Below are 16,269 nucleotides of genomic sequence, written 5' to 3' on the forward strand. Positions count from 1 at the left end.
ATTACTTATAAGGTAATTTACATTACTGATATGTAAGAAATGTTACTCAAAAGATAATTTAACACAAAACATTTAAAGGAGGACAAATGGAACTTGTAACAGTAAATAATGTAAGAGTTGATTATAGACCTGGAGCAATAATCTTTGATGGCTATGAAGAATTGTTAGACCAAGCTAAGGAGATTGCAAACTATCTAAGTGGTATAGAAGTAACCCCTGACAACCTAAAAGAAAATAAGAAAATCCTTGCCAAGGTTAATAAGTCTGTAAAAGAACTTAACGATAGACGTATAGCAATCAAAAAAGAAATTAATAAACCTTATGATGAATTTGCAGAAAAGATTAAAGAAATAGAAAAGGTTGTAAAAAGTGCTGACGAAATTGTGAGGTTTCAAGTAAGACAGCTTGAAGAACAAGAAAGGATAGATAAGGAAAAGAAATTAGAAGAAATATGGAACAAGAGGATAGGTCAATATGATTATGCAAAACTATTTAAGTTTGACCAATTTGTTGAAGCAAGACATTTAAACAAGACCTCTACCATAAAATCAGTCGAGGAAGAGATGGTTAATTTCCTTGAAAAAGCCGAACGTGATATAGCTTTACTGACTGATTATGAAAATGGTAAAAGTCTAATTAATTCATACCTTGAAATCAAAGATTTTGCAACTGTTATAGCAATGGATAAGAAAGAAAAAGAAAGAATTGCTGAACAGGAAAAGATGCTTGATGGAGTAGAAGTGAAAAAAGAAAAAACTTATGTGTTTACTATAAGAAGTAGTAAGGATGCAAAATTAGCTGAAATGCTACTTAGAGATAATGATATTAAGTTTGAAATGATGGAAAGATAATTTAAGAAATAAATACGAAAAATGTAAGGGTATTTTACGAAATCTATAAGACAGAATGTAAGGAATATTTAAAGGAGATATAAATGACAGATAAGAAAAATGAAAATTTAAGAAAAGATTTAGAGCTAGTTGAGGTTGCTTATGATAATGATGGAAAAAAAGCCATATTAAGATTTTTAGATGAAAAAAACGCCGAACTTTTGGAAGTGAATTTTAATAAACAAGATTATATAAATGGGGAATTTGTAGATGATGAGAAAAAGGCAAAGAAAGTAGAAGAATGGTGTAAAGAATATTTTGATTGTTCTTTTGATGAACTAAAAACAAAAGAGGGGGTTAAAAAAGATATTTATAGGTATGAAAAATTTAATTCTCTTTGGGAAGTGGAGATAATTAATAAATTTGAATTAAAAGATAAAGGAAAAATATTTGAATCAACAATCAAAGAAGTTGTAGATACAGGGGAAAAAATTTCTATAAAATTTGAACATAATGGAAAAACTTATGAGACAAAATTTCAATATACCAGACTTGTAGAAAGTCTTGGTAGATGGATAGTAAGTCCACAAGAAAAGAACAGGCAATACGAAAAATTTGAAAAACTGTTCGGACTAAGTGTGGATGAGGGCGATAAAATAGTTGGAAAACCTATCATGGTTGAAGTTAAGATAGCGTTTGGAAAACATCCATATACTGAAATCAAAAAGCCTGAATGGGCATAAGGATAAGTCATGTATGATGATTACCTCTTTTTCGATATAGAGGTCTTCAAATACAATTCAATGGTTGTATTTAAGGATATAGAAGAAAAGACTGTCAAGGTTTTTTCTTCTAGCCTTGATGGTTTAGACCCCTATATAATCAAGGGTACAAACATCGAAAAAGGATTTGCTAATCTTAAAAACTATGTAAAAGATAAAACCCTTGTTGGTTATAACAATCATTATTACGATGACAGGATTATGAAGGCTTTAATGACCGACCACGCTAAGGACGATGATTTTAGGCAGAAGATGGTTAAAACAGCCAATGACTCTATTATCAACAATGAACCACTTGGTTGGTTAAGAAATACTAACGATTTACCATACAAGTCACTTGATTGTTTCCAACAGATTGATGTATCAAGACCGTCACTTAAAAAGGTGGAGGGCAATATGGGGGTTTCTATCATAGAATCATCTGTACCTTTTGATATTGATAGAGAACTAACCCCTGATGAAAACTTGGAAACTCTTAAATACTGTGAATATGACGTTTTAAATACTGTAAGAATATTTAAGATGAGAAAAGATTATTATGAGTCAAAAGACGCTGTAATCAACATGCTTGAAGATGATTATGCAAGAGGAAAAGCTTATAAATGGAATACAACCTCTATCATTGCAAGCCTACTCGAACCGAAAAAGAAAGCACCTGCTTATAGGGTTTTACCAAGTAAGGAAACTTTATCTCATGTGAATGAAGATGTAAGGAAAATGTGGGCAGAACTTATTAAAACTACCGATTATAAGTTTGATGTTAAAAAGGTAGTTATTACCGAATTTGGTAATGAAATCGAATTTGGTTGGGGAGGTCTACACGGAACACCTAAGGGTTTTCTTGAAACTAGGAATGTAAGACTTGCGGATGTAGGTAGTATGTACCCTTCAATTCTTATAAACCTTAATGGACTTGGAGATAAGACTAAACAATACAAAGAAATACTCGATTATAGGTTGATGTTAAAACACCAAGGTAAAAAAGATGAACAAGCACCATACAAGCTTATTTTGAACTCTACTTATGGATTACTTAACAATAAGTATTCTTCACTTAACAATCCTACTCTTGCTTATTCTATATGTATTCACGGTCAAGTTGCAGTATATGTACTTGCTAAAAGATTAGCCGAAATAGGGGCTAGGGTTATTAATATCAATACAGATGGTGTGGCTTATACTTTTAATGGTAATGAAGATGAAATAGTCAAAAAAGAATGGGAAAAAGAATTTAAGTTAAATCTTGAAACTGATTACTTTGATAGGTGGATACAAAAAGATGTAAACAACTATATTGCTGTGACAGATAAGGGAAAAATCAAGGTTAAAGGCGGAGATGTGAATAAGTATCATGGGGACAATTTCTTTAAGAATAACGATATAGGGATAACCCATAAGGCACTCGTTGACTATCTTGTCTATGATAAGCCTGTTCAGGATACGATAATAGAAAACCTTGATAATCCAAGACTATTTCAATATATCCTACAAGCAGGAAGCACCTACAAGGGTGTTGTGACTAGGGATGAACCTGATAAATTACTTGATACAAAGGTTAATAGAGTTTTTGCAACAAAGAAAGGTATCGAAATCCTTAAAAAAAGGGCAGACGACGGACTTGTAAAGTTTGATGATACACCTGGCGAAATGTATTTATATAATGGTGAATTAGATGATTTTAAGGACTTTAGGAAGGTTGTCGATATGCAATGGTATTACGATTTGACGATGAAAAACTTACAAAGGTGGAAATGAATTAAGGAGATATTAAATGAAAATAAAAACAGATTATATTAAATTTTTAATGAATGGTAGAACTCAAAAAGAAATTGCAAAAGAAATGAATATAAGTCCTCAATGGCTATCTGTAACAATATCAAAAGGTGACGCAAGTATGAATTTAGTGAACAAAATAGCTAACGTGTTAAATGTTGACCCTATTAATATTGTCATATTGGAAAATTAGAGAGGTGACAAACTTTGAATGTATGTCGAATTTGAAAAAGGACAAAAATATTCTAATAACGATGCCGACATTTACGATAAGCACGACTCATTTGAAGATGCTGGCTGGTTATTAGAAGATGATGATTATGTAATTGATATTGATGAACTAGACAAAGACCTTATAAAGAAAATCATTATAAGTTTTGATATAAAAACTCAAACAGTATGGACTGATAGGGGTGTACATTTCTACTTTAAAAAGCCTTTAGATTTTAAAAGAGGGGCAAATAGGGTTTCCCCACTTGGTTTTAAATATGAAATCAAGCATAAGGGAAATACAAAGGCTGTTACCATTAAAAGAAATGGAGTTTTAAGAGATATAGAAAATGAGGGCGTGAGAGAGGAAGCACCATTCATTTTCACCTCTAATAAACGATTTGAGCCACTCTTAGGACTAGATGAGGGTGAGGGTAGGAATAATAAGTTATTCAAGCTTAGAACTCAATTAACAGGGGTTAAAGAGTGGAGAAAGATATTAGGCTTTGTCAATGAGAATATATTTGCTAAACCATTGCCAGAGGAAGAATTTCAAACCCTAACTAGGGAAATGGACTTGTCTAATGATGAAGTCAGTGAATATGAAGTTGCTGGCTATTTGATGAATGAGCTAAACTTTGTTCAATATGGGCAAAGGTACTATTTCAAAGAAGATGGTGAATACACTAGTGAGGAGTCGATACTTAGAAAACGAGTATTTGAAAGGGTGGGTTCACAAAAGACCCGATATGTAGATGAAGTAATAAAACAGATGCAATACAGGTCAAAGAAGATAGACCAAGGAGAGATTTTTCCGATTAAGTTTAGGAATGGTTATATAGAAAATGGTCATTTTGTAGACTTAGTTATTGATTCTTTTACCCCTTATCACATTGATATTGACTATGATGATGAAGCGGAAAAGGTAGACAAGGTTGATGAGTATATAGACCACTTAACTAACCACGATGAAGATTATAGAAATCTCTTGCTTGAAATACTTGGTCATACCTTAATCGTTGACCCTGAATTTAAAAGACTGTTAGCAAAGTTTTTCATCTTTATAGGAGATGGGGGCAATGGTAAAGGTACACTATTACAAATTATAAAGACCATATTGGGGTCTAAAAATGTTACAGGTATGTCTATATCTGAATTGTCAGATGAACGCTACCTGCCTTCATTTAAGGGAAAACTCGCTAACCTAGGAGATGATATACAAGACCAGGCGATTAATGATAAAGATATGAAAGTTTTGAAGAACATATCCACTTGCGACTTTATCTCTACAAGAGAACTCTACAAGGGAGCAGAAGATATGTACTTTACAGGGTCCTTAATCTTTACCTCTAACCATATGTTGAAATCTTGGGAAAAAGGTGAGTCGTACAAAAGAAGGGTGGTTTGGCTACCTATGTATACCAAGGTTAAGAAAAAAGACCCTAAGTTTATTACTAACTTGACAACGGATAAAGCATTGAAGTATTGGATTAAACTTATTGTTGATGGTTATAAGAGACTTTATGAAAATGGGGGATTTACCCACAGTCAGATTGTAGAAGATTTTAATATTTCTTATCATGAGGAGAATAATCCTGCTTTATCATACGTCAGACAATATGACAGAGATTATTTTAATAAAAGACCTGTCAGGGAGATTTACGACGATTATGAGAATTGGTGTAAAGACAATGCTTTTAACTATTCAGAAAATATGATTAGAAATACAATCATTGAAACATTTGAAATGAAGACAAAAAATGTCAGAATAAACGGAGTGCCCACTAGATGTTTTGCTCATAATGATGAAAATTGAAAAAATGTTACATCACCCATTTTTTATCTTTGTTGGTATTTCAATGTTTGAACGAAAGTGTTACCGTTACATCTCATTTCTCAAAAGTTTTTCTATTATATTTACTTGTTTGTTTCTTTAGAAAAACAAACGTCCAGAATTTTAAAAAAGTTTTTATATATTAGTGTAACAGTTATAACTTTTAAATATTTAAAAATATAAATATTATAATATCAATACTTTGAGGAGAAAACAAGCGTTATGCAGAGTGTTATTTTGAGTTATGATGAAAAAATGAAAATAACCATAATTATACACCAATTTTGAATAAAAGGAGGGAATATGAATTTTGCAAGATTTAAAAAGGCTACCATTGGTTGTACCAATGAATATGAGTTAGTGAATGTAGATAAAATTGTGAAAATTAAGAAATTCAATGCCAACTATAAAATTTGTTTTGAAAATAAAAATAATGATTTTCTAGCCGAAGATTGTGAGCACACTAGGGTTATTTTAGCGTGGTTAGTAAAAGATGAGCCTAGATAAAGGAGGGAATATGCAACTGAAACTTTTAAAAACAGCTCGAGTTCCCGATGATATACCTTTTGTTAAAATGGGTGACGGACCTATGAGGCGTGAATTAGATATACATTGGGTGGTGGATTTTGAGTGTGACGATGATAATTTTGAGATTGAAAACAATGAAGAAAATAGAGAAATTCTAAGATTGATTATGAGAGGAGAAAGTATGAAAACCAAAAAACTAATTGAAGCTTTTAAGGATTTAAAATTTAAAACACGAATGGATTTATTCCGAATGGGGACTGAAACAGCTTATGTTTTAGAAGTTTATGATGATACGGACTTTGTTGTTGCTATATTTGATTGGGGTGACAAGGTGACTTTTAACTTAGAAGACGGTGTTTCTGAAATAGGAAGTGACAAGTCAAGTAAACTTGTAAAAATACTTTACGAATTAGTGATAAAGGAGAATGAAGAATGAAATTAACAGTAGGTTTTATAAACGGAAACAAGACTGATTTTATTGTTGATAAATTTGATTACAATGAATATGAAAATGTACTGAAACTTAAAAAAGATGGGAAAATGGTAGGTTTAATATCTGCCAATCAGATGACTTATTGGTTTAGCGAGGATGGTCAAGATGAATTATAAGATTGAAGTGTGTGGGATGATGAGAAACGCTCTTATGTTTTTTGTCATTGTGATAGCAATCTTAGGAGATAAGTGGGAACTTGCCAATTTGATTATGTTATACAACATAGGGATAAGTCTAACAGATATAAGTGTGAATTTGAAGGATAGAAGATGAATATTTTATATCTTGTAATAGAGAAAAGTAAGAATGTAGATGATAGAGAAGTTATTAAGATTGTTGGTGTTTGTACTCAATATAGTATTGCTCGTAGTCGTTTAAATATATATATATTGGGAAGGTTCTGTAAAAAGTGGAAATGATTTTGAATATGAAATCATTGGTTTAAGTCTTGATGATGTTGATAAACTGACAGGGGCTGTGAAATATTTAAAAAATAAGATTAAGGAGAAATAGAAAAATGTGTTATGAAGAAATTAGCTACAAAGATAAACAAGATATGATTGATAGACTTGTAGGTAAAAAAATCGTTGATTGGAATCAGGATTATTTAAAGTTAGATGATGGAACAGTAATAACTATCGAAATGACAGGGTTTGATTGTTGTGCAAGAGCTTCTGGGGAATTCAAAGATGTTGAACTAGAGGCTGTTATTACAGATATAAGATTCAACAAACCCGTTCTAAATAGCCCTTATGAGGACGGATATGAAACTTATACTACACAAGAAGTAGTTTTTATCCATAATCAAAACAAGATAGGGCAAGCGGACTTATATGCTGATAATGGAAATGGAGATTATTACTATTCTGTGGTCGCATTTAAAATTAGAGATGTTTATTATGCACCTTTATATAGTGGAGATGGGGAAAAAGTAGATGAGCAAGAGAACTGAAATTATAAAATATCTACTTGATTTGGGATTAGACGTTAATACACAAAACGATGATATAAAATGTTATTACAACGATAAGCATATATTTACCATTGGTGATTGGAGAGAATATCAAATTGAAGTTTTAGGCGGACTTAAAGAATGTTTTGGTGATAAGGCAAGTGAAATTTTTATGAAAATGGCGGAATATAGCTGTATAGATATTGAGGATAGGAGAAAATAAATGGATTTAATGACTAACCGTTGCCCCTATTGCGGTCAAAAATTAAAAGCGGGTGACGTTTTAGATGTTATGGACGGAGACGTGGAAGATGTATCGGTACAATGCCCTAATTGTGGAAAATATATGAGAGCGAGCATTAATATAATAAGTTTTTTGTCTGTTTTTAAAGAAGAAAATTATTTAAAAGAGTTGTCGGAACGCCAGAGGATTTACAAAGAGTCTTTAGAATCAGGCAGTTCCTTAAAAGATGAGAACTTTTACAGAAATATGGTCGAGTGTTTAAACGTAGAGATTGAAATCTCTACAGCTAAAGTAAAACATAATAAAAATTTAAAGGAGCAAAATAAATGAATAAAGCAAATAGATTAGAAGAATTGATGGATGAATTGTTAGAAACCTTTGTGGCCAAGAATGAAGATTATGGGGACTCTTTTGCTGATAGTTTTAAAGAATTTGGGATAACAAGTGCTGTTGTAAGAATGAACGACAAGATGAATAGGATTAAGAGCCTATCAAAGAAAGGTGATAGGCAAGTGAAAGATGAGTCTTTGAGGGATAGTTTGATGGACCTTGCTAATTATGCTTTGATGACGGTAATTGAGCTTGAAGATAAGGGTGAGGAAAGAGAAGAACCATCAAGCTTTGTTAGTAGACACCTCGGTTTTAAACCAGAGGACATAGTTTGCGAAGGTGGTAGTTTCATTTTTACAGGGACTTTACGAAATTCAGATGAAGAAGATGATGAACTTTGCGATTATGAAGATGAATATGATGAGAATGATTGGTATCTACAAGTGAGTGAGTCGGATTTATATATAATAATGGACGGATTGGCGGAAACAGAATGTTATTGTGTTGAAAATGAACGTGTAATCCCAGAAGGGTTTTATGATTTGAGACGAAGGGTTGACCATTTAATGAAGGAAATTGAAGATGATGAAGAAAGCGATTACGAAGCTGGGAGGCAGGAGAATTTATGAGGATTGACGAGCTAAAAAGGATTGCAGAAGAAAATGGATATGAGTTTCACGATGAGCATGGACTAATTACAATTAGCAGAATAAGTCTCGACTATGAAAATATTGTGAAAATATCCAAGGGTAGATTAAATTGTTTATGGATTCACAATACCCGTTGTGATGATAAAGATTTAAACGTGATTAAGGCAGCGATTGATTTTGCAGAAACACCTCCAGAGGATAGGGAGGAAGAGCAGAAGTTTTGGATTCAACATAGGTTTATGGTTAGTAAGAATTTACTCCCTGTAAATTTGGTCTGGAATAAGTTAAAAGATGTGTATAGGTCTATTAATTTAAAGGTGGATAACCACATTTACCAAGCACAGTTTACCTTTAAAGAATATGAGGAAATCAAGAAAAAGCTTAATACTGATTTGAAAGATTTTGAGTTGGTGGAGGTTGTAGATGAATGATATCAAACTAACTATAGAATTATCGGAACAGGCTCTGATGGATTTGCTTGATTGCTTGGATGTTGGAATCCAAAATCTTAATCAAGAATATTATAGATATGGTGATATTGTTAGATTAAATAATAGGATTTTGGATGCTGATAGGTGGGATAAGAAAAAGATTAGTTTTAGATATAAGACGGAGATTAAAAGATGACTAGAAAAAGAGATATTAACGATTGGCTGTTGTGGTTGATGGTGTTTTGGATTTTTAAAGACTTGTACGGATGGAAAAGCCTCTTGCTTTGTTTAGTGGGGGCGGTTGTGATTTATATAGCTAATAAAGTTATTGATGAGAAAATGGAGGGTTAAGAGATGTTAGAAAGTGATTATTGCCCATATTGTGACGCTGAAATAGGGCCAAACGATGTAGTGGAAGTTTGTGATATGAGAGGAAACGAAGAAGACGAGTTAGTGGAATGTCCCAATTGTGGGAAACATATAAGAGCGAGTTTTGAACCAATGCTTTGTATGTCGCTTACAAGTGAAGAATACTATCTAGAAAACTTGAAGCTCCAAAGACGAAATTATGAAAGAGAACTAAAAACTGAATACGGACAAGAAAGTAAAGATTTTTTTGAAATGATGATTAAGGAAGTAGATGAGAAAATAGCAGAGGCAAAAGCAAACATTAAAGATAACAAGAATCAAGGAGAGGCGGAGGAATAGAAGGTGAAAGTAAAAGAACTTATAGATGGATTGAACGAGATGAACCCAGATAAGGAAGTTATGGGTTACTGGTATGACTGGAAAAGCGGAGATGGTATAAAAAAACATTTATTTGATATAGGTTTTTGTTTTGATAAAAGAGATGTGTATCTAAATTTAGAAAAAACTAGAGAGGTCAAGGAGTTAGCGTAATGAAAGTAAAAGATTTAATTAAGGAACTATCTTTTTTTGATGATGAAGATGATGTTTTAGCTTATCTTTATGATGAGGAAAGCGATATTGAGCATGAGTGTGATTTTAAAGTGGATGGTGATGTAATACCCTTGCTAAATTTGGAAGAAATTAGGAGGTATTGATTATGAAAGTTAAAGATTTTTTATATTGGTTTGATGATATTGACCCAGAAAGCGAATTGAAATTTGATTTGTTTGAGGAAAAAATCAATGGTTGTGGGGACCCTATAGAATTTCACACTCCTTTAGATGCTACAGATATAGATTGTTTAGATGCTACAGATGAAGATTGTTTAGTTGAGACTGATACTGTTATTGTGACTTTGGAATGGGGAGATTAAGAAATGAGATACGTTTATGCAAGGAAATCAAGACATTTTAATGGTGATGCTTATTTAAAAAAAGGTTTTGTGATGGCTTCTAGGAATCAGGATTTAGATGGTTCTAAATATTATGATTTACTTGTCTATGATAAGAAATTGAAGGATGAGGAAGTCAAGGAATGGGGATTTGAGTATATAGGAGAGTTTACAGAATGAATTTTGAAGATTTAAAAGATAAGGTTTTATGCTGGGCAGATGATAAGGATTTGCTCCACGCTGAAAATGCTCCTAAGCAATTTTTGAAGTTTATTGAAGAGGTTTTCGAGTTTAAGACAGAATTTGATATCAGCTACTGTCCATGGAGAGTAAGAAAAGGTTTAGAGCACAATCTTAGGCTTGAAATGGGAGATATTTTCGTTACTTTGATTATCCTTTGTGAACAGATTGGAATTGACCCTATTAAATGTTTAGAAATGGCATACAACAAAATTAGCAAAAGAAAAGGAAAGACTATAAATGGTCAATTTATCAAGGAGGAGGATTTATAAGTGGAGAATAAATCGGAGAATGTTTACGATAATTTAAAGAATGACAGATTGTTTGTAGAATTGGGGGCAAGTAATCATTCAGAATATGAAAGAGAAAAACATGATTATTACGCCACAGACCCGCAGGCAGTAGAAGAATTATTGAAGGTAGAAAACTTTGATAAAAACATATTAGAGCCTTGTTGCGGTGAAGGGCATATATCGAAAACATTAGAAAAACACGGCTATATGGTGGAATCAAGCGACTTGATAGACCGAGATTTTGGTCGAGGTGGGGTAGACTACCTCACCATATCAAGTTGGCATGGAGATATAATTACTAACCCTCCATACAAAGATGCTAAAGAATTTGTTGAACATTCTCTAGATATAATTAAGCCAGGTAAAAAAGTTGCAATGTTACTTAAAATACAGTTTTTAGAAAGCGTGAAGCGTAGAAAATTATTTGAGGAACACCCGCCTAAATTTGTTTATGTGTTCAGCAAGAGGGCCAATTGTGCTAGAAATGGTGACTTTGAAAATTTCCCTCGTAATAGTGCAATTTGTTATTGTTGGTATATATGGGAAAAAGGATTTAAAGGCGAACCTGTTATCAGGTGGATATAGAAAGGATTTGTAATGGGTAAGATTATATATTTAATATCAGTTTTGAAAACTATAGATATGTTGACAATCCTTGGCTTTGTAATAGGTGTGGGTGTTGTATTTTATACCACATATATAATAGAGGATTGTGAAGATTATATGAGTTATAGCTACAATGAGGAACGCAATGAATTTTATACTCAAAAATATAATTACAATATTATGTTTCGCAAGAAAATCATAGTATTTATGTTAATATGTGTTCTTCTACAAGTTTTAATACCAAAGAAAGAAGAAATGTATGCGATAGCTTTGACTAAAAACTACAAGGTTGAAGATATGTATAAAATGACAAAGGGTGAGATAAGAGATAACATCGATTATCTTTTTAAAAAGATTGAAGAATTGAAGAAGTGAGGATTTATAATGGTAAGAATATTAGAAAATAAAGTAGAGCTAGTGAAAGAAAACCTATCTTATGATGATGTTTTATCCAAGATAGAACAAGCAACTAGATTATGTTACAGGTCTAAAAGAAGTGAAACCAGGGAAGGTAGAGAAAAGTTTTTGAAAAATTTAATTGCAGTAGACCACGAATCTATAATTGAGCATGGCAGCCTATCTTTTCTTATAACCACAGATAGGGCTTGTGCTAATCAGATTGTAAGGCATAGACTTGCTTCATATAGTCAAGAATCAACCAGATACGTGAATTTAAGCGATTTAGAGATTGTACTAGACCATTCATATGGTGAGGAAGAAAAAGAGAGAATAGTATCAAGGTGTATTGATATGACACTAACATATGGTTCTCTAGGTGGTGATAAAAAATCCACCAGGGACAAGGCCAGGGCAATTCTACCACTATGTACGGCAACTAGATTGTATATGACAATGAATTTTAGAGAGATAAGGCACTTTTTAAAGCTAAGACTTGATAAGGCGGCACATCAATCTATAAGAGAGGTTGCTTATCAGATTTTAAAAATAATGAAAGAGGAATATCCTGTTTTTGTTTTTGATTTTGACCTAGCTGATTATGAGGATATTTATGGATGATTTACTCTTGGTGGCAAGAAAGCTAAATATTGTATTGCCTAAACTTTGTAAGAAGTTAGGATTGGATTATAAGGTAATCAGGATAAGTGGAGGTTTTAAAATTTTTACTATGGATAATGAACCTATAGTCTATGCTGACTTAATCAATAAAAGATTTGAATTACTGGGTGATTTTAATCTTTTACCACGACATTTAAGACGAATGTTGATAGAAGATTTGAGATTTATAACTCTTTTTAATGTGAAAGAATCTGAAATAGAAAAGAGGTTTGTTTGAGGAACTTTTATGAAATGGCTGTCAAGGACAAGCTTTTGAAATACACTTATGCTAAAGAATTTCTAGCCAGGATAGATAATGACATAATGTGCTTAAAAAACAAAGAAAAGAATAAAAATATGATAGGTAAGTATGGTATATCAAGCGGTGCTGGAGGAAGTCTTAGTCAAGAGGAAATAATCCTTAATATCAACGCTGAAATAGACCTACTTGAAAAAAATCGTCAGTCTAACATAGACCTTATTAAAAGAATGGATAAGGCTATGGAGGGTATGAGCGAACTTGAAAAAGACATAACCCTTGAAATATATGGGAAAAAGAAAAGAGATGGTAGGATAGAGACTCTTAAATCTAAATATCATTACAGTCAAAGTCAAATATACAGAATAGCTAACGACGGAGTAAGACATATATCTCTTATGCTTTATGGGAATTGCTAGAAAACCTAAGAGAATTGTTATGTTAAATTTATGGTAGTTAATTCTAATAAAGCTCTATAAATGGTGGAAAATGCGAAAAAGATGGGAAGTTATATCTTAAAAATGTGATATAATAGTAGTGTGGAGATGTGCAGAAAAGCGTCCTCCTAATGATGTTATTATAATACTTTTCGTTTTCTCAATGGTGCTTAATCCACTTTACATCTCAAACATTGAAGCAGTCTTAAAAAGGCTGCTTTTTTGTTGGGAAAAATGACATTCAATAGGACAGGTGTGCAATGTTACACGCTGGGGAAAACATATATCATTATAGGTCTGTGGGTGGTAGAAGATATATGACAGAATGTTTGAAATGGAATGGTTTTAATGCGAAAAAAAGGAAAATTTGATAGTTTATATAAGACAAAAACTTGGCAGAATTTAAGAAAATATGTATTAGTGCGTGATAATTATCTTTGCCAAATAGGGGTGAGATATGGTAAGCGTGAAGATGCCGAAGTAGTACACCATATTTTCCCTGCGGAGGAATATCCTGAATTATTTTATAATCCTGACAACTTAATCTCCTTGTCTAAAAAAGCACATAATAAAATGCACGACAGGTTGACGGATGAAATAACAATAGAAGGTAAAAGACTACAAGAAAGAGTTAGAAAGAAGGTGTTTGGAAGTGACGGAAAAGGAGAAAAACTATGATAGGTTAGGCAACTTGAATAATTCTAGCAGAAACAGTAAAGAAGTCGAAAAACTTTTAGAAAATGATATAACAAAAACTATTGTCGACTGTATGAAGGCCATAGGAACATATGACAATGCCTTTGTTCTTAGTATAGGAATCCTTGACGGACTTTTGACTGATTATCGTGACGCCAGAAGTCAATGGGAAGCAGAAGGACGCCTTTTAGTAATAGAATATACAAATAAAAACGGTCAAACAAATACTGTAAAAAACCCTTTATATCAATCAATGGAAAAGTTAAGAATGGATATTTTAACATACTTAAGGGAACTTGGAATTACACCGTCAGGTCTTAAAAAGCTAAAACAAGATAGTTTTGGTGACGAAACCAAGGTTTCCAAGGTTGAAGAAATGTTAATAAGTCTAAGTCAGATGTGATTATATGGCGAAAAAGGAAAACATTAATTTAAAAGAAGTAAATAAGTATGTAGACGATATTCTAAGTGGTAAAAAAATAGCTTGCAAGGAGTTAAAACAAACTTGCCAAAGATATAAGGACGACCTTAAAAATCCTAAATTTGATTTTAAAACTAAAGAAGCTAACTTTGTAATCGGCATAATAGAAAATCTCTTTGAACACATACAGGGTGAGGATTTGAATGGTGCACCTCTAGCAGGAAGAAATTTAAAACTTGAACCTTGGCAAAAGTTTATTATATACAACCTTGTCGGATTTTATTGGAAAGGAACTAACAATAGGAGATTTCAAGAAGCTTTTATTATGATACCAAGGAAGAATGGTAAAACCTCTTTTTCAGCGGCTCTTGCTTTTGCTTTAGGCGTGCTTGATATGGCGAGTAATTCACAGGTTTACATTGTAGGTGCTGTTATTAAACAAGCTCTACAGGCTTTTAATTTTATTGTCAAAAACATAAATGCCTGGGGTGAGAGAGATTATTTTAAAATTCTTGATAATAACAACGAACACTCAATCAAGCGTGAATTTGAAAAAGGGTCACTAAGTATAGAAGCACTTGTTGATAGGGACTCACTTAACGCCAACTTTGTAATAATGGATGAGCTTCACGAATACAAAAATGCTAGTAAATATACGTCTATGAAAAAGGCCATGAGAGCTTATACTAACAAGCTTATAATCGGTATTACTACAGCTGGGGATGATATGAACTCTTTTTGTTATAAGAGGTTGCTATATTGTCAAAAGGTAATCAATAAAAATCCCGAAACTGGAAAATACCAGGTTGAAAATGATAAGCAATTTGTATTTATAAGTAAGGCTGACCAGGAGGAAGATGGGTCTGTAGATTACACCAATCCTGAAATTCATGAGATGGCAAGTCCTAATTATGGGGTTACTATAAGACCTGATGATATGATGTCGGATGCTATAGATGCCGAACACGACCCTCAAATGAGGAAAGAGTTTTTAGCAAAAGACCTTGATGTTTATACGTCATCATTAAAATCATATTTCAATATCGATACCTTTAGAAAATCTGATAGTAAATATGATTGGTCTATAGAAGAACTCGCTAAACTTGATATAGCTTGGTTTGGTGGTGCGGATTTATCTAAGATGCACGACTTGACGGCAACAGCTCTTGTTGGTTGCTATAATGGTGTGGATATAATCATAACTCACGCTTTTTTCCCGATAACTAGGGCTTATATAAAGGCTGATGAAGACGAGATACCTTTATTTGGTTGGCAAGATGACGGACTTTTGACTATGAGTAATAGTGAGGTAGTCAACTATACCGACATAGTAAATTGGTTTAAAATGATGCGTGATAAAGGTTTTGACATAAGACAGGTAGGTTTTGATAGGAAGTTTGCCGATGAATTTTACCTTATGATGAAAAATGAGGGTTTTAAAATGGTAGATGAACCACAGCTTTATATTAATAAATCAAAAGGCTTTAGACGTATAGAAAGAAAGGCTCTTAGTGGAGAATTGTACTATTGTCATTCACCCGCTTATGAATATTGTGTAGAAAACGTACACGGAATGGAAAAGACAGATGATATGATACAGTATGAAAAAATTCTACCTAACTTAAGAATAGATTTATTTGATGCTAGTGTTTTTGCAACTGTAAGACTTATAAACGATTTAGCAGGTCATCAGTTGTGGGAAGATTGGTTAAAAGAGAAATGAAATTAAGTATTATACATTACCCGAAGATGAAAAGAGCATATTTACTTAAAAGAGAGCATGGAGAATATAGTCAACATGCTCATTTTTATAGTAGGAAAGAGGCAATCAAATGTAGGAATTTAATTGATAGTATGACCTATCCCTATGAGAAAAAATATTTGATAGCGATGAAGAGAATACT

The 16,269-nt window shown here is 32.6% G+C and carries 30 protein-coding genes; all 30 read left to right on the top strand.

The genetic code is table 11. The features are described 5' to 3' along the window. Positions 1–86 precede the first annotated feature (86 nt). The 30 genes from K8P03_RS04990 to K8P03_RS05135 all read left to right on the top strand — a co-directional run bounded on the left by K8P03_RS04990 (position 87) and on the right by K8P03_RS05135 (position 16,088). Complete coding sequence (locus tag K8P03_RS04990) at positions 87–851, top strand: DUF1351 domain-containing protein (protein ID WP_223418923.1); 765 nt, start codon at positions 87–89, stop codon at positions 849–851. 83 nt (positions 852–934) lie between these two features. Further along, positions 935–1,573, top strand: coding sequence for a hypothetical protein (locus K8P03_RS04995; protein ID WP_223418925.1), 639 nt, complete (start codon positions 935–937; stop codon positions 1,571–1,573). Between the two features lie 9 nt (positions 1,574–1,582). Next, positions 1,583–3,367, top strand: coding sequence for a hypothetical protein (locus K8P03_RS05000; protein WP_223418928.1), 1,785 nt, complete (start codon positions 1,583–1,585; stop codon positions 3,365–3,367). 16 nt (positions 3,368–3,383) lie between these two features. Then, positions 3,384–3,578: a helix-turn-helix domain-containing protein gene (locus K8P03_RS05005; RefSeq protein WP_223418930.1), complete on the top strand. Its 195-nt coding sequence runs from the start codon at positions 3,384–3,386 to the stop codon at positions 3,576–3,578. Between the two features lie 18 nt (positions 3,579–3,596). Further along, positions 3,597–5,411 carry a DUF5906 domain-containing protein gene (locus K8P03_RS05010; RefSeq protein WP_223418932.1) on the top strand — a complete coding sequence of 605 codons (1,815 nt, stop codon included), beginning with the start codon at positions 3,597–3,599 and terminating at the stop codon, positions 5,409–5,411. A 321-nt stretch (positions 5,412–5,732) separates the two neighbouring features. Then, positions 5,733–5,936 carry a hypothetical protein gene (locus K8P03_RS05015; protein WP_223418934.1) on the top strand — a complete coding sequence of 68 codons (204 nt, stop codon included), beginning with the start codon at positions 5,733–5,735 and terminating at the stop codon, positions 5,934–5,936. Positions 5,937–5,946: 10 nt separating this feature from the next. Beyond that, positions 5,947–6,393: a hypothetical protein gene (locus K8P03_RS05020; protein WP_223418936.1), complete on the top strand. Its 447-nt coding sequence runs from the start codon at positions 5,947–5,949 to the stop codon at positions 6,391–6,393. Further along, positions 6,390–6,566 carry a hypothetical protein gene (locus K8P03_RS05025; RefSeq protein WP_223418939.1) on the top strand — a complete coding sequence of 59 codons (177 nt, stop codon included), beginning with the start codon at positions 6,390–6,392 and terminating at the stop codon, positions 6,564–6,566. Before K8P03_RS05020 ends, K8P03_RS05025 begins: the two co-directional genes overlap by 4 nt. Further along, positions 6,556–6,723 carry a hypothetical protein gene (locus tag K8P03_RS05030; RefSeq protein ID WP_223418942.1) on the top strand — a complete coding sequence of 56 codons (168 nt, stop codon included), beginning with the start codon at positions 6,556–6,558 and terminating at the stop codon, positions 6,721–6,723. Before K8P03_RS05025 ends, K8P03_RS05030 begins: the two co-directional genes overlap by 11 nt. A 244-nt stretch (positions 6,724–6,967) precedes the next feature. Next, positions 6,968–7,402, top strand: a complete 435-nt coding sequence (locus K8P03_RS05035; protein ID WP_223418945.1) for a DUF7448 domain-containing protein — start codon at positions 6,968–6,970, stop codon at positions 7,400–7,402. Then, on the top strand, positions 7,386–7,625 hold the full coding sequence (locus K8P03_RS05040) for a hypothetical protein (protein ID WP_223418947.1): 240 nt from the start codon (positions 7,386–7,388) through the stop codon (positions 7,623–7,625). Before K8P03_RS05035 ends, K8P03_RS05040 begins: the two co-directional genes overlap by 17 nt. Then, positions 7,626–7,976, top strand: coding sequence for a zinc ribbon domain-containing protein (locus K8P03_RS05045; protein ID WP_223418950.1), 351 nt, complete (start codon positions 7,626–7,628; stop codon positions 7,974–7,976). Continuing rightward, on the top strand, positions 7,973–8,605 hold the full coding sequence (locus tag K8P03_RS05050; protein WP_223418952.1) for a nucleotide modification associated domain-containing protein: 633 nt from the start codon (positions 7,973–7,975) through the stop codon (positions 8,603–8,605). The genes K8P03_RS05045 and K8P03_RS05050 overlap by 4 nt, the downstream gene beginning before the upstream one ends. Next, complete coding sequence (locus tag K8P03_RS05055) at positions 8,602–9,057, top strand: hypothetical protein (RefSeq protein WP_223418955.1); 456 nt, start codon at positions 8,602–8,604, stop codon at positions 9,055–9,057. Before K8P03_RS05050 ends, K8P03_RS05055 begins: the two co-directional genes overlap by 4 nt. Beyond that, the gene (locus tag K8P03_RS05060) at positions 9,050–9,253 is read left to right on the top strand and encodes a hypothetical protein (RefSeq protein WP_223418958.1); all 204 of its coding nucleotides are present in this window, start codon (positions 9,050–9,052) and stop codon (positions 9,251–9,253) included. Before K8P03_RS05055 ends, K8P03_RS05060 begins: the two co-directional genes overlap by 8 nt. Next, positions 9,250–9,408 carry a hypothetical protein gene (locus K8P03_RS05065; protein WP_223418960.1) on the top strand — a complete coding sequence of 53 codons (159 nt, stop codon included), beginning with the start codon at positions 9,250–9,252 and terminating at the stop codon, positions 9,406–9,408. The genes K8P03_RS05060 and K8P03_RS05065 overlap by 4 nt, the downstream gene beginning before the upstream one ends. Before the next feature lie 3 nt (positions 9,409–9,411). Then, entirely contained in the window at positions 9,412–9,765 is a 354-nt protein-coding gene (locus tag K8P03_RS05070) for a hypothetical protein (protein ID WP_223418963.1), read from the top strand. 3 nt (positions 9,766–9,768) lie between these two features. Then, positions 9,769–9,957, top strand: coding sequence for a hypothetical protein (locus tag K8P03_RS05075; protein ID WP_223418965.1), 189 nt, complete (start codon positions 9,769–9,771; stop codon positions 9,955–9,957). Next, entirely contained in the window at positions 9,957–10,121 is a 165-nt protein-coding gene (locus K8P03_RS05080; RefSeq protein ID WP_223418967.1) for a hypothetical protein, read from the top strand. The genes K8P03_RS05075 and K8P03_RS05080 overlap by 1 nt, the downstream gene beginning before the upstream one ends. A gap of 2 nt (positions 10,122–10,123) precedes the next feature. Next, complete coding sequence (locus K8P03_RS05085) at positions 10,124–10,339, top strand: hypothetical protein (RefSeq protein ID WP_223418969.1); 216 nt, start codon at positions 10,124–10,126, stop codon at positions 10,337–10,339. A gap of 3 nt (positions 10,340–10,342) precedes the next feature. Continuing rightward, a complete protein-coding gene (locus K8P03_RS05090) occupies positions 10,343–10,537 on the top strand; it encodes a hypothetical protein (RefSeq protein ID WP_223418972.1) in 195 nt (64 codons plus the stop codon). Next, complete coding sequence (locus tag K8P03_RS05095; RefSeq protein WP_223418974.1) at positions 10,534–10,869, top strand: MazG-like family protein; 336 nt, start codon at positions 10,534–10,536, stop codon at positions 10,867–10,869. The genes K8P03_RS05090 and K8P03_RS05095 overlap by 4 nt, the downstream gene beginning before the upstream one ends. Next, positions 10,870–11,475, top strand: a complete 606-nt coding sequence (locus tag K8P03_RS05100) for an NAD(P)-dependent oxidoreductase (RefSeq protein ID WP_223418976.1) — start codon at positions 10,870–10,872, stop codon at positions 11,473–11,475. A gap of 12 nt (positions 11,476–11,487) precedes the next feature. Beyond that, positions 11,488–11,871: a hypothetical protein gene (locus tag K8P03_RS05105; RefSeq protein WP_223418978.1), complete on the top strand. Its 384-nt coding sequence runs from the start codon at positions 11,488–11,490 to the stop codon at positions 11,869–11,871. Positions 11,872–11,880: 9 nt separating this feature from the next. Further along, positions 11,881–12,513, top strand: a complete 633-nt coding sequence (thyX, locus tag K8P03_RS05110; RefSeq protein WP_223418980.1) for an FAD-dependent thymidylate synthase — start codon at positions 11,881–11,883, stop codon at positions 12,511–12,513. Beyond that, entirely contained in the window at positions 12,506–12,790 is a 285-nt protein-coding gene (locus K8P03_RS05115) for a hypothetical protein (RefSeq protein ID WP_223418982.1), read from the top strand. Before thyX ends, K8P03_RS05115 begins: the two co-directional genes overlap by 8 nt. Next, on the top strand, positions 12,787–13,230 hold the full coding sequence (locus K8P03_RS05120; protein ID WP_223418985.1) for a hypothetical protein: 444 nt from the start codon (positions 12,787–12,789) through the stop codon (positions 13,228–13,230). The genes K8P03_RS05115 and K8P03_RS05120 overlap by 4 nt, the downstream gene beginning before the upstream one ends. A 366-nt stretch (positions 13,231–13,596) precedes the next feature. Next, the gene (locus K8P03_RS05125; protein ID WP_223418987.1) at positions 13,597–13,926 is read left to right on the top strand and encodes an HNH endonuclease; all 330 of its coding nucleotides are present in this window, start codon (positions 13,597–13,599) and stop codon (positions 13,924–13,926) included. After that, the gene (locus tag K8P03_RS05130; protein ID WP_223418989.1) at positions 13,901–14,347 is read left to right on the top strand and encodes a P27 family phage terminase small subunit; all 447 of its coding nucleotides are present in this window, start codon (positions 13,901–13,903) and stop codon (positions 14,345–14,347) included. Before K8P03_RS05125 ends, K8P03_RS05130 begins: the two co-directional genes overlap by 26 nt. Before the next feature lie 4 nt (positions 14,348–14,351). After that, positions 14,352–16,088 (top strand): terminase large subunit, encoded by a 1,737-nt coding sequence (locus K8P03_RS05135; RefSeq protein ID WP_223418991.1) that lies wholly within the window; start codon positions 14,352–14,354, stop codon positions 16,086–16,088. Positions 16,089–16,269 lie beyond the last annotated feature (181 nt).

Origin of the sequence: Anaerococcus murdochii (assembly GCF_019957155.1) — a bacterium.
Lineage (GTDB): Bacteria > Bacillota > Clostridia > Tissierellales > Peptoniphilaceae > Anaerococcus > Anaerococcus murdochii.